We start from the raw sequence: 25985 nt of genomic DNA on the forward strand, positions 1-25985 counted from the left end.
GACAGTCGCAAAACGCTACGAAAGGGCCCGGTCGCGCGCGACGCGCGCCACGTGGTCGCTGCGCATCCGCCCATGGTCGAGGATCGCGTGGTGATAGCGCCGCAGCGCCGCGCCCTGCCGGCCGCGCGCGCCGTCCTCGATCGCCAGCGCGGCGAGCATCTCGGCGGTGCGCGTCATCGGATCCTGCGCGATCCGCGCCAGGTCGCGCTCGAACGGCGCGAAGGCGACGGGCTCGCCCTGCCACGCGACGAGTTGTGCGTGGGCGGCATCGAGGGACTGTCCACGCGTATGGATCGCGAGATCGACCAGCGCCCGCCCGATCCGGAACAGTCGCCAGTGGAGCTGGCCGAGCGCGGCGCGCGGATCGCGAGCGTAGCAGCCGGACTGCGCGATCCGTTGTTCGATCGCGATGCTCCAGCCCTCGGCGAAACAGGGGGCATATTCGAGCCGGAGCGGATGGGGATCGGCAAGCGCTTCGATCGGTAGCTGGATCATGTGGCCGGGCAGCAGCTCGTGCGCGACGACGCTCGGGAGCGTCCAGCGCGGGCGATCCTGGACCGCGGTCAGGTCGACGACATAGCCGCCGCTATGCTGCGCCGTCGGCAGTGTCCGCACACCTACTTTGCCGGTTGCGAGATCGGCGGGGCTTGGCTTGATCGCTGAGACGTTGCGGCAATAGTCGGGAACCGCGCCGATGAGCGTGGGGATCTGGGCGGCGAAGGTCGTGAGCCAGCGGTTCATCTCGGCCACCGCGGCATCGCGTCCGGCGTCGGACGCGGGATAGCGCTCGCGCTCGTCCTGCCACAATCGGGTGAAGCACGCCCCGATCGTCGCGCCGCCGATGCCGAGCGTGCCGAACAGCCGCGCCGCGTGCGCGGTGCTGGCGGCGCGCTCCTGCTCGAGCCGGCGTGTCGCGGAGTCGAGGTCGATGCCGTCGCCGAGCTTGCGGCGCAGCAGCAGCGTCAGCACGTCAGCGTCGTGCGATCCGCCCGGCTTGGCGCGCGGGTCGATCCCGCGCGCGACGAGTGCGGCATCGACCGCCAGCCCGGCACGCGCCGTTACCAGATCGAGCCGGGCGGCAGGCTGCAGCGCCGCCGCTTCGAAGCGCTCGAGCGAGCGCAAGGCCGTCGCCGGATCGCGCTCGACAAGCGCGGCGTCGAGTGCGGTGCGCAGCGTGTCGGTGGCCGCGCGCACCGGCCATGGCGTCAAGGCGAAGGCTGCGCCGCCAGCGAGCACCGCGCGCCGCGTCGTCATTGCGTGCGGTCGGCGAGCGCGACGCGGTTGTTCTGGCGCGTCACCTCGGCGGTTCCGTCCACGGGATCGACCTGCACCGTGAGGCGGTTCGGATCGCGCCCGGCGGGAAGCGTCAGCGTGACGGTCGCGGTGCGCGGCAGCAGGTCGTTCGGCGCGGCGAGCGGGGCGAGCGGGGCGCTGGCGAGCATCGTATGCCCCCACAGCGAAACGCGCGCCTGCGGCGTCGCGACCGCGCCGAGGCTGTGGACGGTGACGCGCACCGTGCGCCCCTCGACGCGGATGTCATCGCGACCGATGCCGAGATCGGGCCGCGTCTCGACCGGGGCCGAGGGGGTGACGAGCGCGAAATCATAGACCGTCATCGCGCCCGGCGCGAACGCCACCGGCACGCTGGCGCTGCGTTCGAGCGTGATCGCCTGCGGGGTGCCTGCCGCCGTCACCGTCTTGCCATCATCGCTCGTGGTGCCACGCGTCATCGACCATTGGCCGGCGATGACGCTCCAGGCGGTCATCGTCGCGGCCTGCGGCGTCGCGCTTGTGTTGTAGCCGAGCACGCGGAAGTGCGTCGGCGTCGCGTTCGGCAGCAGGATCGCGACCTTTTCGGCAGCCCCCGCCTCGGCGAAGCGCCAGCTCACCGTGTTGCCCGGCCAGGTCTGGTTGCGCTTGAGCGCGATCCCGCCGAGCCGCTCGCGCTGGAGGATCTCGTTGGGTTGCTCGACCCGGTCCGACCACCAATGGCCCTCGGTGTAGAGCGCCATATGCTGCGCCTTGTCGGCGATCGCATCGGCGTGGAGTGCGGCAAGCGCGCTGACGTCACCGCTCGCCGACCAAGCGGCGTAGCGCGCAAAGGCTTCGTCGCCCTTCGCTGCGCGCGCGCGCAGCGCCGAGCCTTGCGGGAGTGCGGTGAAGGCGTTCTCGTTGAACTCGGCGAGCGCACCGCCGCCGCCCTTGGCTGCGCGGGTTTCGATCGGGCGGAGGTAGTTCGCGTCGCCGGTGAAGCGCCATGCCGCCCAAGCCGATTGCAGCGGTGTCGTCACCCCGCCGCCATCGCCGACGCGCGTTGCGTCGCTGCGCCAGTTGATCTCGTTGGGATAGGACCACAGTCCGTCGGGCGCTTGCGTGCCATGCGCCATCCAGCCATCGACGGTGCCCGTCACCAACGCGCGTGCCGCGGCGTTGCCGTTGTAGAGGCCGAGCAAGATCGGCGCGTGCAGCACGGTCCAGCTATACGGCTTCTGCCATTCGAACGCGCCCTCGCGGTACATCATCCGCCCGCCGTACCAGTTGCTGGCGAAGTGGAGATGGCCGGCCGGGTTCTTGAGGATCACGCCCTGCAGCGCCTTGGCGGTGGCCATCAGCCGCTCGACGGCGATCGGCTCACCCCAGTTCAGATAGAGCCGCTCGGCGTCCGAATTGAGCCCTTCCTCATAGGCGTGGAGCTCGTCGGTGGTGATGGTGCCGAGGCCATTCACGCGCATGCCGTTCTTGTACGCCGCGTCCGCCAGCGCGCGCAGCGAGGCGTTGATCTTGTCGGGCTCGACCCCCATCAGCGCGAGGCCGGGCCATTGCTGCGTCAGGTCGGTATCGTCGGAAATGCCGCCGCCGAAATCGCCATAGGGGACCTGGCGGTGGTCGATCCACCAGGTGACGAACTGCCGGGTGAGCTTGAGATCCTCGAGCTGGCGGAACGCCCAGAGTGGTACGCCCGCGGGGGCGGTCGGCTGGACGAAGGCGGGCAGGTTTTCGGGGCGATAATCGATGTCGGCCCAATATTGCCGGGCGAGCAGATTGTCGGGATCGACGCGCAGCAGATCGCCGATGTCGCCGAACACGCGCGCATAGAGCGCCTCGCGCTTCGAGGCGGTATGCTCCTCGACGAGGAAGCCCCAATTGTCCTTCACCTGGTTGAGCCGGTCGGCGATATGTTCGGGGAGCGCTGCGGCGCGGTCCTTGAACACCAGGCGGATCTTCGCGCCGTTGAGCGACGCGGCGTCGAAGCTCGGCTCGGCCGAGGCGATGCTGAGATAGAGGCTGTCGTTCGACAGGATGCGGTCGCGCAGGTCGAGCCACAGCGTGCGCGCCTCGCCGGGGCGGACCGACACCGACAGGTCGATCATGTCGCGCGCGGGCCAGAGCGGGTCCTTCACGCGGATGTCGAGCGCGATCGGGCCGCTGCCTTTCAGCGCAGGTAGGTCGATCGCGATGCCGTCGAGCCCGTCGTGGAGGTTCTGCCAGCCATAATCGAACGCACGCGCGAGCGGCTTGTCGGGATAGGCGTCGCCGAGGCTTGCAGGGATCAGGATGTGGACGATCGGCAGGCCGGGCGCACGGAGCTGGGCTGTCGTCCCGGCACCCGCCGCGCCGGCACCGACTGCGGCCTTGATCCCCGCGCTCGGCAGCGCGACGACCGTGCTTCGCTCGTCCGGCGCGTATCGCCCGGCGATGAAGCTTTCGAGCGGACCGAGCGCCGCGATCCGGGTCGAGGCATTCGCATCGACGGTGTAGGACAGTTTGAAGCGCCCGGCGGGCTCGGCACCGGGATGGACGTCGTAGGCCCACAGCTCCTGGATCGGCTGTTCCTGCATCGTGTTGGCGAAGCTCAGTGTGCCGCCTTGGCGCTCGGGCATGGCAGTGACGCTGCGCACCACACCCTTCGCGCGCGTCGCGAGCGGGGTGGATGTGGTGCCATCCGACCAGGAGAGTGCGCCGTATGCCGCGCCGCGGATCTCGACGCGGTTGACGCGCTCGCCCGCCGGGACGGTCAGATCGTAGCGCTTGCCGCCTTCGACATAGACGTTCCAGTCTGGCAGCTCGAAATAATCGTCGCGGCCGGGGAGTTTCGAGCGGTTGTAGACGCCGGGCCAGGTCGTCTCGGCGATGCCGTCGACGCCCTTCCACATCCATTGCTTGAGATCCTTGGCGTCGGCGAACTCGACCTTGCGCACCGTGGTGACGGGTGCGTCGAGCAGTGGCGGCAGGGTCTTGTCCCAGCCGTAGCGGTGGAGCCAGGCGGTGCGGCGGCCGGTCGTGTCTGGTGCGACGGGTAGCGGATCGCGCTTGTCGGCGAGTGCCGCGACATCCGCGGGGCGCAGCATGTGGTCATAGACGCGGATCTCGTCGAGATCGCTGCCGCGCATGAAATTGTAGCGGCTCTGCACCTGGTGCGGCGACATCGCGCGGCCGGCGAGCCCGAACTGGTCGAGCCCCGAATCGAGATCGGCGACCTGATCCTTCCGCGCGACCAGCGTGCCGTCGATGAAGAGCTGCACGCCCTTGGTCTCGTCCCAGGCGAAGGCGATGTGCTTCCAGGCGTCGGCCGACGGCGTCTGCGGGATCGTCCAGGAGACGCGGATACGCGAGAGATTGGCGTCGGTGACGAAGGCGTCGAAGCCGTGCCCGTTCCAGTCGATCCGCAGGAATGCCATGTCCCAGCTGCTGTGGTCGGCAAAGCCGGTGCGGAAGATCACGAACGGCGCTTGGCCGAGCTGTTCGCGCGGCCGCCAGAAGAAGCTCAGCGTGCCGCGCTGCGCGTGGAAATTGCCCGGCGCCTTCCACGCGACATAGCCGTCATCGGCCCAGCGCGCCGCGCCGCCGATCGCGCCATCGGGGACGACGCTGACGTTGCTGCGGAAGTTCGGGACGGGGTCGCCGACCGCGATGTCGGCGGTCAGGCTGGTGTCGGCCGAGACGCGAAAGAGCAGGCCCCCATTGTCCTTTGGCGCATCCTGCGCCGCGGCGGGTGCCGCGACCGCGATCGCGATCAGGCTCGCCAGGCCGTGTTTACAGCGCATCGACACGCGCCAGGCGCGGCGAGAGCAGGTGGATCACCCCGACCGCGATCAGATAGACGCTGCCCGCGACCGCGAAGATCAGCGTGTAGCTGCCCGTCGTCTGGAGGATGTAGCCGGTGAACTTGGCCATCCCCATCCCGCCGATGGCGCCGACCATCCCGCCGATCCCGACCACCGAACCGACGGCTTTCCGCGGAAACATGTCCGACGGGATCGTATAGAGATTGGCCGAAAACGCCTGATGCGCCGCGGTCGCGAGGCCAACGATCGCCACCGCTGCCCACAGATTTGCGACATATTGCGCAAAGAAGATCGGCATGACGAGGAAGGCGCAGACCAGCATCGTCGTCTTGCGCGCGCGGTTAGCGCTCCAGCCGCGCTTCATCAGCTTCGACGACGACCAGCCGCCCGCGATGCTGCCGAAATCGGAGATGAGATAGATCACGACGAGCGGCGGGCCGAAGCTCTTGAGATCTAGGTGATACGCCTTCGATAGGAAATCGGGCGTCCAGAACAGGAACAGCCACCAGATCGGATCGATCAGGAACTTGCCGAGCGCGTAGGCCCAGGTCTCGCGATAGCCGAGGAGGCGCGTCCAGGCGATCTTCTGCGCGGGGTCGGCGGGGTCGCTCTCGATATAGGCGAGTTCGGCGGCCGAGACGCGCGGCTGCTCGCGGGGGCGGCGATAGATCGCGATCCACGCGACCAGCCAGACGAGGCTCGCCACGCCGGTGACGATGAACGCCATCCGCCAGCCGAAGGCGAGCGTGATCGCGGGGACGATCAGCGGGGTGATCACCGCGCCGATATTGGCGCCGGCGTTGAACAGGCCGGTGGCAAACGCCCGTTCGCGTGCCGGAAACCATTCCGAGACGGCCTTGATCCCCGACGGGAAATTACCCGATTCGCCGAGACCCAGCACCGCGCGCGCGGCGGCGAACTGCAAGGTCGAGCCGGCGAAGCCGCACAAGGTGTGGCCGAGCGTCCAGATGACGAAAGCCAGCGAGTAGCCGACGCGCGCGCCGAGCCGATCGACGATCGACCCGAAGCTGACATAGCCGATCGCATAGGCGGCCTGGAACCAGAAGACGATGTCGGCATAGGCGTTCTCGTCCCAGCCGAATTCGCCCGAAATGTTGGGCTTGAGCAGCCCGATCATCTGCCGGTCGACATAGTTGATCGCGGTCGCGGCGAAGAGCAGCCCGCAGATCAGCCAGCGATAGCGCCCGCTGGCGCCCGCCACTGCGGCGCTGCCCGTGCTGTCGATCGGAAATTCGGCCGTCGGCATCATCACTCTCCTGTCGGCGACCCTATGCTGGGCCGTTCCGAAAATTGTCGGGGCGTCGCTATTGCGCGGAAATGCTGCACTCCACCTGCAGACGGTCATCGAAGATCGCGACGATCTTTGCACCGATTTCGACCGGATGCACGCCGCTGACCGCGCCGGTCGAGATCCATTGTCCCGCGGACAAAGCGATCCCGCGCGTCGCCATCAGCTCGAAGAGGAAGCGCGCTGCGCCGAACGGGCCGTCGAGCATCGTCGCGGCGGTTGCCACGCCGGTCGTGACGCCGTCGATCGTCAGTTCGACCGGCCAGGCGTTGACGTCGATGTCGCGCCAGTCGGTCACGTCGGCGCCGATGACGAGGCCGTTATTGTTGCCGAAATCGGAGATGGTGACGCCAGCGCCGTGATCGTTGATCCCGCCGAAGGGCGAGCTCGCAATCTCGATGCCGACGCAGACGCGGTCGATCAGCGCGGTCGCTTCGGCGAGCGTATAGTCGTGCTTGGCCGGGTCGGGCGCAGTGCCGATGCGCAGCAGGAACTCGGCCTCGGCTGCGGCGAAACCGCCCGCAAAGACGGGCATGGCGCGCGGCGTGTCGCCTTCGTGAAAGGTCTGGTCGGCGAAGATCGGCCCGGCGAGGCGGTCGGCGCCTTCGATCGGCGGGTTGATGCGCCCGACCTTCCAGCCGGCGATCGGCTTGTCGGTCAGCGCGATCGCGGCGTCCTGCATCGCATAGGCTTCGGCGAGCGCTGCGGGCATCGTGCCGGGATATTCGACCAGGGCAGTGGCGTTACGCCGCGCCGTGACGAATTCGCTGGCGATCCGCGTGATATTCGTTTGACCGGTTTCGGACGTCACGTGCCGCAATCCCCCCTCGTGCCGTTCGATCGGCTTGTCGCGACTGGGTATGGGAAACCGGTGTCATTGACAAGAGGGGGTGCGACGGATCGCGTCGCGCCCATCGCTCAATCGGGCGAAAGCATCGCCCAATTGCCGTCGAACGCAGCCTGCGCGGCGGCGGCGATCGCCGCGACCGCGGCGGGATCGGCGGCCAATTCGCTCGAAAAGCCGAGCTTTGCGGCGATCAGCCGATCGAGCACGGTGGCGGCGTCGCCATCCGCAGCGGCGGTGGCAAGTGCGGCGGCCGCCGGGTCGAGGATCGGCACGCCGGCGCGCGCGCGCTGCATCAGGAAGGCGACCCAGCAGCCAAGCGCGACGACGACGTGCTGCGGCATGTCGCCGCGCGCACGGTGCGCCGCAAGCGTGTCGCCGAGCCGATAGGGGATCTTCTGGCTGCCATCGCCGGCGATCTGGTCGAGGCGGTGGACGATCACCGGGTTGCGGAAGCGCGCCAGTACCGCTTCGCGATAGGCGTCATGGTCGAGTCCTGCGACCGGCTGCAGCGTCGGGATGATATCCTCGCGGATCATCGCATCGACGAAGCCGGCAAGCGCGGCATCGCCCATCGCCTCGGACACGCTGGCATGGCCGCGCAGCAACCCGGCATAAGCGAGCGTCGAATGCGACCCGTTGAGCACGCGCAACTTGGCCTGTTCATAGCCCGCGACATTGTCGGTCAGCGTCGCCCCGGCGCGGGCGAGCGCGGCGCACACGGGCGAGCCGACATCCTCGATCACCCATTGCGTGAAGGACTCGCGCTGGACCGCGGCACGGTCCTCGACGCCGAGTGCGGCGGCGACGGTTTCGTACAGCGCTGCGTCGCTGGCGGGGGTGATCGAATCGACCATCGTGCCGGGGACGAGCACCTGCGCCTCGATCCATTCGGCAAGCGCGGCGTCGGTCGCGGCGGCAAACGCCACCAGCGCGGCCTTCACCTTGGCGCCGTTATTGGCGAGATTGTCGCACGGCATCATCACGAAGGGCGGAACGCCCGCCGCACGCCGCGCGGCGAGGCCGCCGACGATCCAGCCGATCACGCTGCGCGGTACTGCCGGCGCGCCCAGATCATGCACAATATCGGGATGCGCGAGGTCGAGGCTGCCGTCGGCGGCGAGGCAATAGCCCTTCTCGGTCACCGTCGTGGTGACGAGCTTGACGCCCGGGTCGGCGAGCAGCGCCTGCGTCTCTGCGGCATCATCGGGGCCGAGGAAGCGGCTATGCGCGCCGATCACGCGGAACCCCGGCGCGGCATCGCGGATCGCGAGCGTGTAGAGCCCCTGCTGCGCCGAAAGCGCTTCGACCGTGCCGGCGCTGCGCAGCGAGACCGCGGCGATTCCCCAGCTCGGATCGCTTTCGAGCAGCGTGTCGACATAGGTCGCCTGATGCGCGCGGTGGAACGCGCCGGGGCCGAAATGGACGATTCCGGTAGCGGGAGGTGCAGTGCGCGCAGGGCGGGCGATCGCGGCGGGGAGCGCGTCGAGCGCGGCATATTCAAGTCGGTTCACAGCGTGACACCCCGTTTCCAGATTGCGATCTCGCGCTCGCCATTGCGTTCGGCCGCAGTCGCAGCCCCCGAGGCGATCGCGCATAGCGTCGTGGCGAGCGCTTCGGCAACCGGCGCGAAGCCGTGCTCGAGCACTCCGCCGGCATCGAAGTCGATCCAGCCTGGCTTGCGCGTCGCCAGGTCGCTGTTCGACGAAATCTTGAGCGTCGGCACGGGGAAGCCGAGCGGCGTGCCGCGGCCGGTCGTGAACAGGATCGCGGTCGCCCCCGCCGCGGCGAGTGCGGTGCACGACACGGCATCGTTGCCCGGCGCCTCGAGCAGCGTCAGTCCGGTGCTCGTAACGCGCCCGCCATAGGCGAGCACTTGCGACACCGCAGCGCGACCGGCCTTCTGCACCGCGCCGAGCGATTTCTCCTCGAGCGTGGTGATCCCGCCGGCGACATTGCCCGGCGAGGGATTTTCCGAGACGGGCTCGTTATGATCGAGGAAATAGCGTTTGAAGTCGTTGACCATCGTCACGATCCCCTCGAACACGCTTTCGTCGACCGCGCGGTCCATCAGCAGCCGTTCGGCGCCGAACATTTCGGGGATTTCGGTCAGCACGACGCTGCCGCCCGCCGCGACGACGCGCTCGCTGAGCCGCCCGACGAGCGGGTTGGCGGTCAGCCCCGACAGCCCGTCCGACCCGCCGCACTTCACGCCAAGCACGAGCCGGTCGAGCCCAACGGTGCTGCGCTTGGCACGGGCGAGCGCGACCAACTCGGCGACCTTGGCGACGCCCTCGTCGATCTCGTCGCCGGCGAGTTGCGTCACCAGCGTGCGGACCATCGCCCGCCGCTCAGCCGGGATTTCCTCGCGCAACGCCGCAATCTGGTTCGATTCGCAGCCAAGCCCGACGATCAGCACCCCGCCGGCATTGGGATGACAGGCGAGCGCCGCAAGGATGCTGCGCGTGCCATCGAGATCGTCGCCGAGCTGCGAACAGCCGAACGGATGCGTGAAGGCATGGACGCCGTCGATCGGGCCGTCGCCGGTCTCCCGCGCCAGTGCCGCATCGGCGAGCGCGGCAATCCGCGTCGCAGTGCGCGCGACGCAGCCGACGGTCGGCAGCACCCAGATCTCGTTGCGCGTCGCGACCCGGCCATCGACGCGGACATAGCCTTCGAACGTCGCGTGGTCGGGATCCGCATTCGGCGCGACGACGGCGCCCGGCGTGAAGCGATAGTCGAGCGTCCCGTCGAGCGCGGTCGCGAGATTGTGCGAATGGACATGCGCGCCGACCGCGATGTCGGCGGTGGCGGTGCCGATCGGGAAGCCGAACTTGATCACCGGCGCCCCCTTCGCGATCGGCAGGATCGCGACCTTGTGGCCGCTCGGCGTGTCGGTCAGTGCCGTCACCTGCTGCGCCCCGAACGTCAGCGTTTCGCCGGCAAGCGCGTGCTCGACGAGCGTCGCCACGGTGTCGTCGGGATGGATCAGAAGCGCTTTGGGCACGGCAGGTCTTTCGGTAACCGGTATCAGCGCTTTGCCTCAGCGGCCGAGCTTTTGGCAAGGCTTGTCCGCGCTTTGGTCAGGCCACTAGCCAAGCCACCCCCGCCGCGGTTATGCCATGGCCGATGAAGAGCAGCGGACAAACGACGATCAACGATGTCGCGCGGATCGCGGGCGTGTCGAAGAAGACCGTCAGCCGAGTGATCAACCGCTCGCCGCTGCTCAATGACGATACGCGGCGCCGCGTCGAGGATGTCATCGCCGAGCTCGCCTACATCCCCAATCCGCAGGCGCGCGCGCTGGCGCTGCGGCGCAATTTTCTGATCGGGCTCGTCCACGACAATCCCAATGCGCAGATGGTGATGAACGTCCAGCAGGGCATTCTCGAGGCGCTGCACGGCACCGAGTTCGAGCTGGTCGTGCGCCCGGTCGATCGCGGTTCGGCGACGATGCTCGTCGATTTGCGGCATTTCCTCGAGCGGCAGCGGCTGTTCGGGCTCGTGCTGCTGCCGCCGATCAGCGAGAACGACACGATCGCCAAGCTGTGCGCCGAAATCGGCTGTCGCTATGTGCGGATGGGGTCGGCGCGGCTCGACGATGATGATCACATGGTCGCGTCGAACGATTGCGAGGCGGTGCGCGGCGCGACCGAATATCTGATCGCGCAGGGGCATCGCCGGATCGGGCTGATCGCCGGGCCGCACGGCTTCCGCTCGGCGCGCGAGCGGCGGCTCGGGTTCGAGCAGGCGCTCGCCGATGCCGGGATCGCCTTGCCGCGCAGCATGATCGCCGATGGCACTTACACCTTCGAATCGGGGCTCACCGCCGCCGAGCGGCTGCTCGACCTGATGCCGCGCCCGACCGCGATCTTCGCGTGCAATGACGAGATGGCGGCGGGCGTGATGCACGCCGCGCGGCAACGCGGGCTCGATATCCCCAAGGACCTGTCGATCGTCGGGTTCGACGATACCCCGGTCGCCGCGCATGTCTGGCCGCCGCTGACGACGGTGCGCTGGCCGATCGCCTCGATGGCGCGCTCCGCCGCGCTGAAACTGACCGCGGGGCTCGACGGCGAGGATATCGTCGAGGAGCCATCGCTCTTCCTGTCGACGCTGATCCGCCGCGCATCGGTGGCGGCGCCGAGCCATTAGCGAATTTGCGTCGCGATCTTGCGACGAACCCTGACACCGGTTACCAAGCCCGCATAAAAATGCGGGGAGGGAGAAGATGATGACACGACCACTCGACCTGAACCCCGATCGACTCTTCCCGAGCGACCCCGCGACCCGCGCGATCGCGCGCACGCTGTATGCCGAGATCGCCGACCTGCCGATCGTCAGCCCGCACGGCCATACCGATGCCGGCTGGTTCGCCGACGATGCGCCTTGGAGCGATGCGACCGCGTTGCTGCTCGCACCCGATCATTACATCTTCCGGATGCTCTACAGCCAGGGCGTCGATCTCGATGCGCTTGCGATCCCGAGCCGGGCGGGCGTTCCTGCGACCGATCCGCGCGAGGCGTGGCGGCTGTTCGCGCAGAACGTGCATCTCTTCCGCGGCACGCCGTCGCGGCTCTGGCTCGACCATGTCTTTGCCGAGGTGTTCGGCTTCGACGTCGCGCTCGAGGCGAGCACCGCCGACCTCTATTACGACACGATCGCCGAAAAGCTCGCCAGCCCGGCGTTCCGGCCGCGGGCGCTGTTCGATCGCTTCAAGATCGATTTCCTCGCGACGACCGAAGGCCCGCAGGACGATCTCGGCGCGCACCACCGCATCCGCGCTTCGGGCTGGGGCGGGCGCGTCGTCACGACCTATCGTCCCGATGGCGTGATCGACGTCGAGCATGAGCAGTTCGGCCGCGCGATGACGCGCTTTGCCGAACTGACCGGCGAGGACGTCCATAGCTGGACCGGCTATCTGGCAGCCCATCGCAAGCGTCGCGCCGATTTCCGCGCGGCGGGCGCAACCGCGACCGACCATGGCCACCCGACCGCCGCCACCGCCAACCTGTCGGCGCACGAGGCCGAGGCGCTGTTCGCCAAGATCGTCGGCGGCAGCTGGACCCCGGCGGATGCCGAGCTGTTCCGTGCGCAGATGCTGACCGAAATGGCGGCGATGTCGATCGAGGACGGGATGGTGATGCAGCTCCACCCCGGATCTTTCCGCAACCACAATGCCGGCCTGTTCGCGAGCCATGGCCGCGACAAGGGTGCCGACATCCCGATGCGCACCGATTACGTGCATGCGCTGAAGCCGCTGCTCGATCGCTTCGGTACCTCGACCGAGCTGTCGATCATCCTCTTCACGCTCGACGAAAGCGTCTACGCGAGAGAATTGGCGCCGCTGGCCGGGCATTATCCGTGCCTCAAGCTCGGGCCGTCGTGGTGGTTCCATGACAGCCCCGAGGGGATGCGCCGCTTCCGCGAAATGACGACCGAGACCGCGGGCTTCTACAACACCGTCGGCTTCAACGACGACACGCGCGCTTTCCTGTCGATCCCGGCGCGGCACGACGTCGCGCGGCGGATCGATTGCGGCTTCCTCGCGCAGCTCGTCGCCGAGCATCGGCTCGAGGATTGGGAAGCCGCCGAGCTCGCGCACGAGCTGACCAGCGGCCTCGTGCGCCGCGCCTATCGTATCGACCAACCCGAAGCTGCCGCCAAGGCGGCCTGACCCCGGAGAGCCCCATGTTCGACCGTACCTATTACGCCACGCATCCCGACATGATGGAATGCGTCTCGAATGACGAGTTGCGCGATCGCTACCTGATCCAGGACCTGTTCCGCGCCGGCGAATGCGTGCTCAACTACACGCATGCCGATCGCTTCGTGATCGGCGGTGTCGCGGTTGCGGGCGGTGCGGTCAAGCTGCCCGACCAGACCGAGCCGGCCTCGGCGGCGGGGCATCCCTTCCTCGAGCGGCGCGAGCTGGCTGTGGTCAATGTCGGCCGCGCCGAAGGCACCGTCACGGTCGATGGCGAGACGTTCACGCTCGGCAACAAGGACTGCCTCTACGTCACGATGGGCGCGAAGGATGTGCAATTCTCGGGCGAAGGCGCGCGTTTCTATCTGGCGTCGTGCCCGGCGCACAAGGCGTTCACCACGCGGATGATCTCGGTCGCCGACGCGACCGCGCTCGAGCGCGGGACCCTCGCCGAATCGAACGAGCGGACGATCTTCCAGATGGTCATCCCGGGCATTTGCGACAGCGCGCAGCTGGTGATGGGCCTGACCGTGCTCAAGCCGGGCTCGGTGTGGAACACGATGCCGCCGCATATCCATGAGCGTCGCAGCGAGATCTATTTCTACTTCGAGCTCGACGATCTCGAGAAGGACCGCGTGTTCCACTACATGGGCGAGGGCGAAGCGACGCGTCACATCGTGATGGCGAACGAGGAAGCGGTGATCTCGCCGCCCTGGTCGATCCATATGGGGTCGGGCACCAAGGCGTACGCCTTCATCTGGGCGATGGCGGGCGAGAACCAGGATTATACCGATATGAGCGTGCTGGATATCTGCCAGCTGGCGTGATGTGCCCCCCCTCCCTGGAAGGGAGGGGCCGGGGGTGGGTTGGCCCGTTGCGGGTCCGACGCCTGCCCCAGACCGACCCACCCCCAACCCTTCCCTTCCAGGGAGGGGAGGAGCGTATGCCATGACCTCACCCTTCGACCTCACCAACAAGGTCGCCATCGTCACCGGCGCCAACACCGGCATCGGTCAGGCGATCGCCGTCGCGCTGGCAGCCGCCGGCGCCGACGTCGCCTGTGTCGGCCGCACCCCCGCCGAGGAAACGGTCGCGCAGATTCGCGCGCTCGGGCGCCGCGCCGAAATCGTCTCGGCCGATCTCTCGACGATCGAACCTGTGCAAAGAGTCGTGGATGAAACGGTGGATAAGCTCGGCGGGCTCGACATTCTCGTCAACAATGCCGGCATCATCCGCCGCGCCGACGCGGTCGATTTCACCGAGGAAGATTGGGACGCGGTGATCGACACCAACCTCAAGTCGGTGTTCTTCCTGTGCCAGGCGGCCGGGCGCCACATGATCGCGAATGGCGGCGGCAAGATCGTCAATATCGCCTCGATGCTGACCTTCCAGGGCGGCATCCGCGTGCCGAGCTACACCGCGTCGAAGAGCGGGATCGGCGGCCTCACCAAGCTGCTCGCCAACGAATGGGCGGCTAAGGGGATCAACGTCAACGCGATCGCGCCGGGCTATATCGCGACCAACAACACCGCGGCGTTGCAGGCCGACGAGAACCGCAACCGCTCGATCCTCGAGCGCATTCCCGCGGGCAAATGGGGCGATGCGAGCGATCTCGGCGGCGCGGCGGTGTTTCTGTGCAGCGCGGCGGCGGCCTATGTGCAAGGGCATATCCTTGCGGTCGATGGCGGCTGGCTGGCACGGTAAAGAGCCTCGACTGTCACCCCGGGCTTGTCCCGGGGTCCACCGTGCCGCACGCGTGGGGTCGAGTTTAGGAGTGGACCCCGGCACGAGGCCGGGGCGACGGTTGGGGATTGGGTGACATGACGTTTCTGGCATTCGGCGAACTCATGCTGCGCCTGTCGCCACCCGGGCGCGAGTTGCTGATGCAGACCCCCAAGCTCGACGTATGGATCGCCGGCGCCGAAGCCAATGTCGCCAGCGCACTTGCCCGGCTCGGGCATGAGGTCGCGGTCGCGAGTGCGGTGCCCGACAACGATCTCGGCCGCGCCGCGCTGACCAGCCTGCGCGGCTCGGGGGCCGATACCAAGGGCATCCTGTTGCGCGGCGAGCGGATGGGGCTGTATTTCGTCACCTCGGGCGCGGGCCTGCGTGCGACCGAGGTGATCTACGACCGCGCGTACTCGTCCTTCGCCGAGACGCCGACCGAAGCGTGGGACTGGGACACGCTGCTCGACGGCGTCGACCGGCTGCATCTGTCGGGCATCACCCCCGCGCTCGGGCCCATCCCCGCCGCCAGCGCGATCGCTGCGGCAGAGGCCGCCGCCGCCAAGGGCATCGCCATTTCGTTCGATGGCAATTGGCGCGGCAAATTGTGGGAGCGCTGGGACAGCGATCCGCGCGGCATCCTGACGCAATTGGTCGCGCATGCCGATCTGATGTTCGGCAACCACCGCGACATCGCGCTGCTGCTCGATCGCGACTTCGGCAGCGATGGCGAGGATCGTCGGCGCGAAGCCGTCGACGCGGCGTTCGAGGCTTTCCCCAAGCTCCAGACGATCGCGTCGACCGCGCGGCATGTCGAGCATGTCGATCTCCACCGCCTGTCGGCGCGGATCGATACGCGCGGAGGCCATGCGCAGACCGACGAGGTCGTGCTCGCCGGGATCGTCGATCGGATCGGTGGCGGCGATGCGTTTGCCGCCGGCGTGCTCCACGCCTTGCGGCGCGGTGGCGACATTGGCGAGGCGGCCAGGACCGGCCTTGCGCTCGCCGCGCTGAAGCATTCGCTCCCGGGTGATGCCTCCCTGTTCCGTCAGTCCGATATCGATGCGTATCTGGCAGGCGGGCTCGATGTCCGCCGCTGAACTGACGCGCCGCGCGCTGCTCGGCAGCGGTGCGGCGACGATCGCGCTCGGGGCGAGCGGGTTGCGCGCGGCGGGACCTAGCGCGCCGCGCATCGTCGCGTGTCAGGCCGGCCGCTTCGAGGGCGTCCGGACCGGGGATACGGTCGCGTATCGCGGCATCCGCTACGGCCGCGCCGAGCGCTTCCGCGCGCCGACGCCGTTCCGCTACGGTAGCGACGTCCACCGCGCCGAGACATTCGGCCCGGTCGCGCCGCAAAGCGGAACGGGCTACGGCGCGCAATCCGAGGACTGCCTGTTCCTCAACATCTGGACCGGCCCGGGCGCGGCGCGCGCGAAGCCGGTGCTGCTCTATATCCATGGCGGCGCCTATTCGAACGGGAGCGTCACCGATCCGCTCAACGACGGCGCGGCGCTCGCGGCGCGCGGGGATGTCGTCGTCGTCACGGTCAACCACCGGCTCAATGCGCTCGGCTATCTCTATCTTGCGCGGCTCGATCCGCGTTTTGCCGATAGCGGCAATGCCGGGCAGCTCGACCTGATCCTCGCGCTGAAATGGGTGCGCGACAATATCGCGGCGTTCGGCGGTGATCCGAACCGCGTGATGGTGTTCGGCCAGTCGGGCGGCGGCGCGAAGATCGCGACGATGCTGGGGATGCCCGCCGCGCGCGGGCTGTTCCAGCGCGCCGCGACGATGAGCGGGCAGCAGGTCACCGCCTCGGGCCCGCTCAACGCGACCGCGCGGACGCGCGCCTATCTCGCCAAGCTCGGCGTCGACGAGCGCAACCTCGCGCCCTTGCTGGCGATGCCGCACGAGCGGCTCGTCGCCGCGCTCGACGCGACCGATCCTATCCTCGGCGGCGGAGTCTATTTCGGGCCGGTCCTCGACATGAAATGGCTGGTGCGCCACCCGTTTTGGCCCGACGCCAATCCGCAGGGGCTCGGCATTCCGCTGATCCTCGGCAATGTCCGCGACGAGACGCGTGGTTTCATCCCGATCGACGGCCCCAAGATCAAGGGGCTCAGCTGGGACAATATCGCCACGCGCATGGCGCCCGAATTGCGGATCGACGTGCTCCCCGAATGGGTCGTGTCCGAATATCGGACGCACTTCCCCGATTGGTCGCCGATCGACGTCTTCTACGGCGCGACCACCGCCGGACGCAGCTGGCGCGGGCAAGTGATCGAGGCCGAGGCGCGTGCGCGCGCCGGGGCACCGGCCTGGGTCTATCAGGTCAATTTCGGATCGCGCGTCGATCCGCGGCGCGGCGCCTTCCATACGATGGACATCCCGCTGGTGTTCGGCACGCTCGGTGCGCGCGGGTCGCAGACGGGGACGGGCGCGGATGCGCGCGCAGCCTCGCGGGCGCTGCAGGACAGCTTCGTCGCACTCGCCAAGACGGGCGATCCGAACCATTCGGGGCTGCCGGTGTGGCCGCGCTACGACCTGACGCAGCGCGCGACGATGATGATCGACGCCGTCTCGCAACGCGCCGACGATCCCCGCCGATGGCAGCGCGAACTGTTTGCGCGCGTGCCCTATATCCAGCCGGGCAGCTGACTCAAAAACGCCGTTGACACCGGTTACCAAAGGCGACATTTAAGCGTCAGGACGAGATCGCCGAAGAGCGACCGTCGGGCAGGAGAGGAGCCACACGCCGTTCAGGCGCGCATTTCCCTCTCTTGTTCGCTGTTCCGAAGCTCCACCAGGGAGCCGGCGCAGCAACCGGTGTCAATCACCGCTGCGCGACGACGCGCGGCGGTTAGGGGGGATGAGAAATGAGCACGCTTTCCAAAAGCCTGAAGCTGCAGCACGGCGTCTCGGCCGGCGCGATCGTCGCCGCCTTGCTGCTGCCCGCATCGGCGCTGGCACAGGCCGCGCCGGGCTCGCCCGCGCAGCCGGTTACGGCGGGTCCGGTCGACAGCCAGACCGCCGATACGGCGCCCGAGTCGGCCGCCGATGCGATCGGCCAGGACATCGTCGTCACCGGCTTTCGCCAGTCGCTCCAGGCGGCGCTCAACGTGAAGAAGAATTCTGTCGCCGCGGTCGATTCGATCATCGCGGAAGACATCGCCAAATTCCCCGACCAGAACCTCGCCGAATCGCTCCAGCGGATTCCCGGCATCTCGATCCAGCGCGACGCCGGCGAAGGCCGCGCGATCACCGTGCGGGGCTTGGGCGCGCAATTCACCCGCGTCCGCGTCAACGGCATGGAGACCGTCGCCACCTCGACCGACGGCGCGAGCGCCAACCGCGACCGCGCGTTCGACTTCAACGTCTTCGCGTCGGAGCTGTTCAGCTCGCTCGTCGTCCACAAGACCGCGGAGGCCTCGCTCGACGAAGGGTCGCTCGGCGCAGTGGTCGATCTCAACACCGGCAATCCGCTCGGCGGCAAGAAAGCGGGCTTCACCGGCGCGCTGTCGGCCCAGGGCTCGTACAACACGCTCGCCAAGACGATCGGTCCCCGCGTCGCGGGGCTGCTGTCGTGGCGCAATGACGCCGGGACCTTCGGCGCGTCGGTTTCGGGCGCCTATTCGAAGCTCGACACGCTCGAGCTCGGCAACAACACGACGCGCTGGGCGCAGGCGCAGTTCGACTCGGTCGATGGCACGCCGTGCTATTACAATACGACCGGCACCGGCGCGGCGCAGGTCTTCACGACGCGCGCATCGAACAGCGGCGGCGTCTATCGCTCGAGCGCGGCGTGCGACAAGGCGTCGCTCGCCTTCCACCCGCGCATCCCGCGCTACGGCGTGATCAAGCATGACCGCGAGCGGCTCGGCCTGACCGCCAGCGTCCAGTTCGCGCCGACCGAGAAGACCAAGATCTCGATCGACGGGCTCTATTCGAAGTTCAAGGAAACGCGCGAGGAGCAATGGGCCGAAGTGCTCATGCGCAGCAACGAGCGGTCGATCGACCTGGTCAACCCGGTCTATGACAAGAACAACAATCTGATCTCGGCGACGCTCAACGACGCGTACAACCGCAACGAGCATTATCTGCGCAAGTCGAGCACCGAATTCTACCAGATCGGCGGCACCTGGGACCAGGACGTCACCGACAAGCTTCGCTTCACGCTGCTCGGCGGCATTTCCAAATCGGATGCGAGCATCCCGGTCGAAACCACGATCCTGTTCGACAACAAGGCGGCGCAGGGGTATCAATACGATTACACCAATATGGCGAGCCCGAAGCTGACGTTCGGCAACAATGTCGCCGATCCGACCGGTTACCAGCTCTCCGAAATCCGCGATCGCCCGTCCGACACGGTCAACAAGTTCCGCACCGCGCAGCTGCGCGGCGAATGGGACGTCGCCGAGGGTTTCCAGATCAAGGCGGGCGGCGTGTATCGCAAGTTCAGCTTCGATACCGTCGGCTTCACGCGCGATACCGTGGTGTGCGGCAATGGCGGCAAGGATCTCGTGCTCGGCACGCTCAATTGCTCGCCGTCATCAGCGATCGCGGCGGGATCGGTCTATGGCTTCCCGGTGACCTCGGCGCTGGCGGATATCGTCAGCCTTGGCTCCGCGGGGCAGCCCGCCGGGACCACGACGCAATATGCCATCGCCAACATTCCCGCGGCGGCCGCCTATACCAATCTCTACAATCGCGCGCTGGTGGTCGATCCCGGCAACACGCGCAGCGTGTCGGAAGAGGTCAAGGGCGCCTATCTCGAATTCGACACCAAGGGCGAGCTGTTCGGCCTGCGCTACGCCTTCAATGCGGGCGTGCGCTATGTGCGGACCGATCAGGTCTCGACCGGACTGGTCAGCGGCGTCGCGGCGACGGTCAAGCGCGACTATGATGATTGGCTGCCGTCGCTCAACGTCGCGCTCTACCCGACAGAGAATATCATCGTCCGCGGTGCCGTCGCCAAGGTGATGACGCGCCCGTCGCTCGGCAATCTGACGCCGGGCGGATCGGTCGACGGGTTCAACTTCAGGATCACCAACGGCAACCCGTTCCTCGATCCGTTCCGCGCGACCGCCTATGATCTCGCGCTCGAATGGTATTTCGCGCCGCAGTCGATCGCCTCGATCGCGCTGTTCAAAAAGTCGATCGACAGCTTCCCGGTGTCGAGCACGATCACGGGAACGCTCGCCGACGCCGGGCTGACAAAGGCCGTGCTTCCGCCGAGCTCGCCGGCCTTCATCAATTTCGATCCCACCCAACTCTACACCATCGCCACCACGGTCAACGGGACCGGCGCATCGCTCAAGGGGATCGAGCTGTCGGTGCAGGCGCCGTTCAAGTTCCTGCCGGGCTTCCTCAAGAATTTCGGCGGGATCGCCAACGCGACCTTCATCGACAGCACGGCAAGCTATGGCGTGGTCGGGCCATCGACTTTGGTGTGCGCGACGCAGTTCACCTGCCGGCTGGTCGCGCCGGCGGCGGTGCAGCGCACCTCGACGCTGTTCGGCCTGTCGAAAAAGGCGTTCAACGGCACGCTGTATTATGAGGACGCCAAGTTCAGCGCGCGTGGGTCGATCAGCTATCGCGGGCCGTATGTCGACCAGAACAGCGGCACGGGGAACGTCTTCGAAGGCTATACCGCGACGACCAACTTCGATGCGTCGGTGCGCTATCGCCTCACCAAATGGCTCGAAGTCTCGCTCGAGGGGACCAACCTCACCGACACCTATCGCTATCGCTACACCGATCTCGACGCCAACCGGAATTACGAGAACAACCATTTCGGGCGCACCATCCTCGTCGGCGCACGCATGAAGCTCTGACGCCCGAACGTTTTTCTCCTCCCCTTGCGGACGGTGCCGACCCCGGCATCGTCCGCTTCTGTTTCAGGAGCCGCATGATGCTCGACCGTCGCAGCGCGATCCTCGGGACTTTGGCGAGCGGGCTTGCGGGCGTCGCCGCCGCGCAGACCGTGCCGCCGCACATTGTCGGGGCGGTGCCGGTTGCGGGATTGCCCGAGCCCGACGAGACGATCGACCTGTGGCCGCACGGCGCGCACGGCGCGCCCGGTGCCCCGGCGCGCGCGTTGGTCGAGACGGTCGTCGAGCGCAGCACCGAGACGGCGCTGACCGATCGCGCGGTGACCGGCATCAGCCGCCCGCGGCTCGTCGTCTTCCGGCCGCGCATCGCCAACGGGTCCGCGGTGCTGGTCGCGCCGGGCGGCGGCTATGCGCGGGTGGTGATCGACAAGGAGGGCTATGAGCTCGGGCGCTGGCTGGCGGCGCGGGGATTTACCGTGTTCGTGCTCTTCTATCGTTTGCCAGGGGAGGGCTGGGCGGCAGGGCCCGACGTCGCGCTCGCCGACGCGCAGCGGGCGATGCGCGTGATCCGGTCGCGTGCGCGCGATTATGGCATTTACCCCGAACGCGTCGCAGCGATGGGGTTCTCGGCGGGCGGGCATGTCTGCGGCGATCTTGCGACACGCTTCGATGTGCCGGTCTATACCGCCGTGGACGCGGCCGACAGACTCGCCAGCCGGCCCGACGTGGCGGCGTTGATCTATGCCGTCCAGTCGATGACGCCCAAGCTTGCGCACCCCGGATCGCGCGATCTGCTGATCGGGCGCGGGGCGAGCGTGGCGCTTGCCGCGGCGCATTCCACTGCGCTGAACGTCACGGGCAAGACACCGCCCTGTTTCCTCGTCCATGCCGAGGATGACGCGACGGTCGATGTCGAGAATACGATCGAATTCCGCGCCGCGTGCAAGGCCGCGAAGGTGCCGGTCGAAACGCACCTCTTCACCAGCGGTGGCCACGGCTTCGGGCTGCGCAGCGCCATGGGCAAGCCCGCCGAGGCGTGGCCCGACCTGTTTCTGGCCTGGGCACGGACGCAAGGGCTCGGCTAGGGTGCGCCGATGATAGATGTCGGACTGATCGGGTACGGGCTTGCCGGAGCCTCCTTCCATGCGCCGCTGATCGGCGCGGTGCCGGGGTTGCGGCTGGCCAGCGTGGTGACGTCGCGCGCCGATGCGGTGGCGCGCGACTGGCCCGAGGCTAAGGCGGTGGCGGATGCGGGGGCGCTGTTCGGCGATCCGGAGATCGGGCTGGTGGTGATCGCCACCCCCGACCATCTCCACGCCCCGCTCGCCAAGGCGGCGCTCGAGGCGGGGAAGCCGGTCGTGATCGACAAGCCGTTCGTCACCGATCCCGCCGATGGCGCGGCGCTGATCGCGCTCGCCGAGGCGAAGGGGCTGATGCTCTCGGCGTTCCACAATCGCCGCTGGGATGCCGATTTCCTGACGGCACGCGCGCTGGTCGACGCCGGGACGCTCGGCGAGATCGCGCTCGCCGAGTTGCGCTGGGACCGGTTCCGTCCGGCGATCAAGCCCGGGTGGCGCGAGACCGCGGGGGCGGGGCTGCTCAACGATCTCGGCCCGCATCTGCTCGACCAGGCGCTGCAATTGTTCGGGATGCCCGAGGCGCTGACGGCGGACCTCGCGACACAGCGCGCGGCGGCGACGACCGAGGATTATTTCGAGCTGACGCTCCACTATGGCACGCGCCGGGTGATCGTGTCGGCCGCCACCCTGCTCGCGGCACCGCGCCCGCGCTTTGCGCTGCACGGGACGGGCGGGAGCTTCGTCAAATATGGCATCGACCCGCAGGAAGCGGTGTTGCGGGCAGGGCTGCCGCCGACGACGCCGGGCTTCGGTGAAGATGCGCCCGAGGCCTATGGCACGCTGACCGATGCCGACGGCGTCGCTCGGGCGGTGCCGAGCGAACGCGGGGATTGGCGGGGCTATTACGAAGGGGTCGTGGCGGCGATCACGACCGGCGCTGCGGCGCCGGTGCCAGCCGGGGAAGCGCTAACCGTGATGCGCTTGATCGCGCTTGCGCGGGAGAGTGCGGCGGGCGGGCGGAGGGTTGCTGTCTAAACCCGCTGGGTGCGTTTGGTAGGCGGTGGATTGGGTTCGCGCAGAGGCGCAGAGGCGCAGAGAGGGAGGGTTGCCGAAGGCAGCCTGCCCCCCTCTTTCTCGAGCGTGCTGAGAGTCGCTTCCACACGCTTCGCGCGCAACACCTCTGCGCCTCCGCGCCTCTGCGCGAACCCGATGCGCTCGATCAGCCGCGCGACGCTGCGGTCAGCGCGCCAACGCCCCATGCTCGATATGCGGCAGCACGTGGCGTGCGAACAAATCGGCTTCGGCAGCGTGCGGATAGCCCGAGAGGATGAACGCCTCGATCCCCATCTCGCGATAGGCGTTGAGCTTGGCGAGCACCTGGTCGGGATCGCCGACGATCGCCGCACCACAGCCCGAGCGCGCGCGCCCGACGCCGGTCCACAGATTGGCCTCGGCATAGCCATCGTCCGATGCGCCCTCGCGCAAAGCGGCCTGCGCGGCGACGCCAACCGAGGTCGAATCGAGCGATTTCGCGCGGATCGCGGCGCCCTCGGCAGCGTCGAGCTTCGACAGCAGCCGCGTGGCGGCAGTGCGTGCCTCGGCTTCGCTGTCGCGCACGATGACATGCGCGCGGTAGCCGAATTTCAGCGTGCGGCCATGCGCAGCGGCGCGCGCGGTCATGTCGGCGATGATCCCGGCGACGACCTCCTGCTTGTCGGGCCACATCAGGAACACGTCGCAGCCCTTGGCCGCGGCCTCGCGCGCGTCGGGCGAGAGCCCGCCGAAATAGAGCAACGGCGCCTTGCCCGAGACGGTGCCGACGCGCGGCGGATCGATCTTGAGCTTCCAGAACTCGCCGTCATGGTCGAGCGGCTCGCCGTTGAGCAGCGTCTTGAGGATCTGCATCGCCTCGACGGTGCGCGCATAGCGCGGCGCCGAACCTAGCGTCTCACCGGGCATGTCCGACGAGATGATGTTGACGGTGAGCCGCCCACCGAGCAGCCGATCGATCGTCGCGATCTGGCGCGCGAGCTGCGGCGGCCAGGTCTCGCCGATGCGCACCGCCATCAGCAACGCCATCCGCTTGAGCATTGGCGCGATCGCCGCGGCAAAGGCGGTGGTGTCGATGCCGAGCTGATAGCCCGAGGGGAGCAGGATATTGTCGAACCCGCCGCTCTCGGCCTGCAGCACGATGTCGCGGCAATGCTCCCAGCTCGACTTGAGCTTGGCATCGGGCACGCCGAGAAACTCGTAATCATCGTCGCACAACGCCGAGAACCAGCTGATCTCGCACGGGGGAAGCGCGGTCATGGCAGCTTCTCCCCGCGCGCGGCGACGAGCACGTCGTACCACGTCTGGCGGGTGAACTTGACCTTGTAGACGTCGGCGATCTCGCCGATCCGCGCGACATTCTGCGTGCCGACGATCGGGATCACGCGCGCCGGATGCGCCATGATCCAGGCATAGGTCGCCGCCGCGCGCGATACGCCCGCCGCGTTGGCAACGACGTCGAGCGCCGCTGCGACCGCGGTCGAGCGGGCATCTTCGGGCGCGCCGAGCCGACCGCCGCCGAGCGGCGACCAGGCGAGCACGGCCACGTCGCGTTCCATCGCGAGATCGAGCAGGCCGTTGGTGATCGGCTCGAGTTCGAGCGGCGAGAATTCGGGCTGGACGGTCGCGAGCGGGATCGTCAGCAGCGCTGCCAGCGCCTGCGTCTGTGCGATCGTATAGTTCGACACGCCGACTGCGCGGACCTTGCCGCTGGTGACCATTTCCTCGAGCGTGCGCGCGACTTCCTGCGGATGCGCGAGGATGTCGGGGCGGTGGATCTGGTACAGATCGACCTGTTCGACCTGCAGCCGCTTGAGCGACGATTCGAGCGCGCCCATCAGATAGTCGCGGCCCGAATCATACGGCACCGGCGGGGTGATGCCGCCCTTGGTCGCAAGCACCATCCGGTCGCGCATCCCCGGCGTCGCAGTGAAGATCTGCCCGAGCAGCGACTCGGCATCGCCGAACCCGCCGCTGCCGTTAAAGCCATAGATGTCGGCGGTGTCGAACAGCGTGACACCAGCGGCAAACGCCGCCGCGATCAGCGCGCTGCCCTCGGCCGGCGTGACGCCGGCGAAACGCCACATCCCCCAGGCAATCGGCGAGACCATGATTCCGCTCTTGCCGAGTGGACGCATTTCGGGTGTAAGTGTGATTTCAGACATCGTTGTCATATGAGGCGAATCCCGTGGTAGAGCAAGTGCGATATGGCCTGGTCGGGACGGGGATGATGGGCGTCGAGCACATCACCAACCTCGCCATCACGCCGGGTGCGGTGGTGACCGCGCTTGCCGATCCGGCGGCGGGGTCGCTCGGCTGGGCGAAGGATGCGCTCGGCGACAAGGCCGCGCAGGCGACCGCGTTCGAGTCGGTCGAGGCGCTCGCCAGCAGCGGGCTGTGCGACGCGGTGATCGTCGCCAGCCCTAATTTCACGCATCGCTCGGTGCTCGAGCCGTTGTTCGATGCGGGCCTTCACATCCTGTGCGAGAAACCGCTCGCGACGACGCTCGATGATTGCCGCTGGATCGTCGATCGCGTCGCGCAGACCGACCGCGTGTTCTGGACCGCGATGGAATATCGCTACATGCCGCCCGCGGCCGAGTTCATCGCCGATATCCATGGCGGCAAGATCGGCCGGCTGCAGATGCTGTCGATCCGCGAGCATCGCTTTCCGTTCCTGGTCAAGGTCGCCGACTGGAACCGCTTCAACCGCAACACCGGCGGGACGATGGTCGAGAAATGCTGCCACTTCTTCGACCTGATGCGGCTGATCACGCAGAGCGAGGCGGTGCGTGTCTATTGCTCGGGCGCGATGGACGTGAACCATCTCGACGAAAGCTATGGCGGCGAGCGGCCCGACATCATCGACAACAGCTACACCACCGTTGATTTCGCCAATGGCGTGCGCGCGATGCTCGATCTGTCGATGTTCGCCGATGGGGCGGAGAATCAGGAAGAGATCACCGCGGTCGGCAGCGACGCTCGGCTCGACGTGCTGATCCCCGAGGGGGCGCTGATCCATTCCCCCCGGGTCGGCTTCCGCAATCCCAAGCAGGCGACGCGCCGCGTCGTCCATACCGACGAAACCGCGCTCAACGCGGGCAGCCATCACGGATCGACCTATTATGAGCATCAGCGCTTCAACGCAGCGGTGCGTGGGGCAGGGCCGGTCGACGTGACCGCGCGCGATGGGATGATGGCGGTCGCGATCGGCACCGCGGCCGAGATCAGCGCGCGCGAGCATCGCGTCGTCGAAATGGCCGAGCTGGGAGTCTGACGCGAAGCAAAGCTTTACCGCTGGCAAGCATGATCACGCTGTCAGAAATGCTGTTACGATAATACCCATCGCAACGATGGGATATCAACAAAGGGGA

General features: G+C 67.8%; 18 protein-coding genes. 10 read left to right on the forward strand and 8 right to left on the reverse strand.

The features are described from left to right. Window positions 1–15 precede the first annotated feature (15 nt). The 6 genes from EAH76_RS13705 to EAH76_RS13730 all read right to left on the reverse strand — a co-directional run bounded on the left by EAH76_RS13705 (window position 16) and on the right by EAH76_RS13730 (window position 10226). A complete protein-coding gene (locus EAH76_RS13705) occupies window positions 16–1254 on the reverse strand; it encodes a DUF885 family protein (RefSeq protein ID WP_140850824.1) in 1239 nt (412 codons plus the stop codon). Further along, a complete protein-coding gene (locus tag EAH76_RS13710) occupies window positions 1251–5045 on the reverse strand; it encodes a LamG-like jellyroll fold domain-containing protein (protein WP_140850825.1) in 3795 nt (1264 codons plus the stop codon). Before EAH76_RS13710 ends, EAH76_RS13705 begins: the two co-directional genes overlap by 4 nt. Continuing rightward, on the reverse strand, window positions 5035–6333 hold the full coding sequence (locus tag EAH76_RS13715; RefSeq protein ID WP_140850826.1) for an MFS transporter: 1299 nt from the start codon (window positions 6331–6333) through the stop codon (window positions 5035–5037). Before EAH76_RS13715 ends, EAH76_RS13710 begins: the two co-directional genes overlap by 11 nt. Window positions 6334–6391: 58 nt before the next feature. Beyond that, window positions 6392–7186, reverse strand: a complete 795-nt coding sequence (locus EAH76_RS13720; RefSeq protein ID WP_140850827.1) for a 2-keto-4-pentenoate hydratase — start codon at window positions 7184–7186, stop codon at window positions 6392–6394. Window positions 7187–7293: 107 nt separating this feature from the next. After that, window positions 7294–8733, reverse strand: coding sequence for a mannitol dehydrogenase family protein (locus EAH76_RS13725; RefSeq protein ID WP_140850828.1), 1440 nt, complete (start codon window positions 8731–8733; stop codon window positions 7294–7296). Further along, window positions 8730–10226: a UxaA family hydrolase gene (locus tag EAH76_RS13730; protein ID WP_140850829.1), complete on the reverse strand. Its 1497-nt coding sequence runs from the start codon at window positions 10224–10226 to the stop codon at window positions 8730–8732. Before EAH76_RS13730 ends, EAH76_RS13725 begins: the two co-directional genes overlap by 4 nt. Before the next feature lie 122 nt (window positions 10227–10348). Between EAH76_RS13730 and EAH76_RS13735 the strand changes: the two genes are divergently transcribed. The 9 genes from EAH76_RS13735 to EAH76_RS13775 all read left to right on the forward strand — a co-directional run bounded on the left by EAH76_RS13735 (window position 10349) and on the right by EAH76_RS13775 (window position 22596). Then, the gene (locus tag EAH76_RS13735; RefSeq protein ID WP_140850830.1) at window positions 10349–11374 is read left to right on the forward strand and encodes a LacI family DNA-binding transcriptional regulator; all 1026 of its coding nucleotides are present in this window, start codon (window positions 10349–10351) and stop codon (window positions 11372–11374) included. Between the two features lie 79 nt (window positions 11375–11453). After that, window positions 11454–12896 carry a glucuronate isomerase gene (uxaC, locus tag EAH76_RS13740; protein ID WP_140850831.1) on the forward strand — a complete coding sequence of 481 codons (1443 nt, stop codon included), beginning with the start codon at window positions 11454–11456 and terminating at the stop codon, window positions 12894–12896. A gap of 14 nt (window positions 12897–12910) precedes the next feature. Next, window positions 12911–13753, forward strand: coding sequence for a 5-dehydro-4-deoxy-D-glucuronate isomerase (kduI, locus tag EAH76_RS13745; protein WP_140850832.1), 843 nt, complete (start codon window positions 12911–12913; stop codon window positions 13751–13753). A 121-nt stretch (window positions 13754–13874) separates the two neighbouring features. Then, entirely contained in the window at window positions 13875–14630 is a 756-nt protein-coding gene (kduD, locus tag EAH76_RS13750) for a 2-dehydro-3-deoxy-D-gluconate 5-dehydrogenase KduD (RefSeq protein WP_140850833.1), read from the forward strand. A 116-nt stretch (window positions 14631–14746) separates the two neighbouring features. Beyond that, window positions 14747–15751 carry a sugar kinase gene (locus EAH76_RS13755; RefSeq protein ID WP_140850834.1) on the forward strand — a complete coding sequence of 335 codons (1005 nt, stop codon included), beginning with the start codon at window positions 14747–14749 and terminating at the stop codon, window positions 15749–15751. After that, on the forward strand, window positions 15738–17309 hold the full coding sequence (locus EAH76_RS13760) for a carboxylesterase/lipase family protein (RefSeq protein WP_140850835.1): 1572 nt from the start codon (window positions 15738–15740) through the stop codon (window positions 17307–17309). Before EAH76_RS13755 ends, EAH76_RS13760 begins: the two co-directional genes overlap by 14 nt. Window positions 17310–17527: 218 nt before the next feature. Beyond that, window positions 17528–20485, forward strand: coding sequence for a TonB-dependent receptor (locus EAH76_RS13765; protein ID WP_140850836.1), 2958 nt, complete (start codon window positions 17528–17530; stop codon window positions 20483–20485). A 74-nt stretch (window positions 20486–20559) separates the two neighbouring features. After that, on the forward strand, window positions 20560–21567 hold the full coding sequence (locus EAH76_RS13770; RefSeq protein WP_241659692.1) for an alpha/beta hydrolase: 1008 nt from the start codon (window positions 20560–20562) through the stop codon (window positions 21565–21567). Between the two features lie 9 nt (window positions 21568–21576). Next, entirely contained in the window at window positions 21577–22596 is a 1020-nt protein-coding gene (locus EAH76_RS13775) for an oxidoreductase (RefSeq protein ID WP_140850838.1), read from the forward strand. A gap of 204 nt (window positions 22597–22800) precedes the next feature. Here EAH76_RS13775 and EAH76_RS13780 read toward each other — a convergent pair whose 3' ends face one another. Both EAH76_RS13780 and EAH76_RS13785 read right to left on the reverse strand, forming a co-directional pair. Further along, window positions 22801–23871 (reverse strand): LLM class flavin-dependent oxidoreductase, encoded by a 1071-nt coding sequence (locus EAH76_RS13780; protein ID WP_140850839.1) that lies wholly within the window; start codon window positions 23869–23871, stop codon window positions 22801–22803. Next, a complete protein-coding gene (locus tag EAH76_RS13785) occupies window positions 23868–24776 on the reverse strand; it encodes an aldo/keto reductase (protein ID WP_140850840.1) in 909 nt (302 codons plus the stop codon). The genes EAH76_RS13780 and EAH76_RS13785 overlap by 4 nt, the downstream gene beginning before the upstream one ends. 35 nt (window positions 24777–24811) lie before the next feature. Here EAH76_RS13785 and EAH76_RS13790 point away from each other — a divergent pair, with 35 nt between their 5' ends. Further along, window positions 24812–25888 (forward strand): Gfo/Idh/MocA family protein, encoded by a 1077-nt coding sequence (locus tag EAH76_RS13790; RefSeq protein WP_140851003.1) that lies wholly within the window; start codon window positions 24812–24814, stop codon window positions 25886–25888. Window positions 25889–25985 lie beyond the last annotated feature (97 nt).

Origin of the sequence: Sphingomonas glacialis (genome assembly GCF_006439055.1) — a bacterium.
Taxonomy (GTDB): domain Bacteria; phylum Pseudomonadota; class Alphaproteobacteria; order Sphingomonadales; family Sphingomonadaceae; genus Sphingomonas; species Sphingomonas glacialis_A.

Excerpts from the sequence above, each read along its gene's own strand:
- EAH76_RS13775 (WP_140850838.1), top strand. The coding sequence starts at position 21,577 with ATGATAGATGTCGGACTGATCGGGTACGGGCTTGCCGGAGCCTCCTTC.
- kduI (WP_140850832.1), top strand. The coding sequence starts at position 12,911 with ATGTTCGACCGTACCTATTACGCCACGCATCCCGACATGATGGAATGC.
- EAH76_RS13765 (WP_140850836.1), top strand. The coding sequence starts at position 17,528 with ATGAGCACGCTTTCCAAAAGCCTGAAGCTGCAGCACGGCGTCTCGGCC.
- kduD (WP_140850833.1), top strand. The coding sequence starts at position 13,875 with ATGACCTCACCCTTCGACCTCACCAACAAGGTCGCCATCGTCACCGGC.
- EAH76_RS13760 (WP_140850835.1), top strand. The coding sequence starts at position 15,738 with ATGTCCGCCGCTGAACTGACGCGCCGCGCGCTGCTCGGCAGCGGTGCG.
- EAH76_RS13710 (WP_140850825.1), bottom strand. The coding sequence starts at position 5,045 with ATGCGCTGTAAACACGGCCTGGCGAGCCTGATCGCGATCGCGGTCGCG.
- EAH76_RS13755 (WP_140850834.1), top strand. The coding sequence starts at position 14,747 with ATGACGTTTCTGGCATTCGGCGAACTCATGCTGCGCCTGTCGCCACCC.
- EAH76_RS13785 (WP_140850840.1), bottom strand. The coding sequence starts at position 24,776 with ATGTCTGAAATCACACTTACACCCGAAATGCGTCCACTCGGCAAGAGC.
- uxaC (WP_140850831.1), top strand. The coding sequence starts at position 11,454 with ATGACACGACCACTCGACCTGAACCCCGATCGACTCTTCCCGAGCGAC.
- EAH76_RS13735 (WP_140850830.1), top strand. The coding sequence starts at position 10,349 with ATGAAGAGCAGCGGACAAACGACGATCAACGATGTCGCGCGGATCGCG.
- EAH76_RS13715 (WP_140850826.1), bottom strand. The coding sequence starts at position 6,333 with ATGCCGACGGCCGAATTTCCGATCGACAGCACGGGCAGCGCCGCAGTG.
- EAH76_RS13780 (WP_140850839.1), bottom strand. The coding sequence starts at position 23,871 with ATGACCGCGCTTCCCCCGTGCGAGATCAGCTGGTTCTCGGCGTTGTGC.
- EAH76_RS13770 (WP_241659692.1), top strand. The coding sequence starts at position 20,560 with ATGATGCTCGACCGTCGCAGCGCGATCCTCGGGACTTTGGCGAGCGGG.
- EAH76_RS13705 (WP_140850824.1), bottom strand. The coding sequence starts at position 1,254 with ATGACGACGCGGCGCGCGGTGCTCGCTGGCGGCGCAGCCTTCGCCTTG.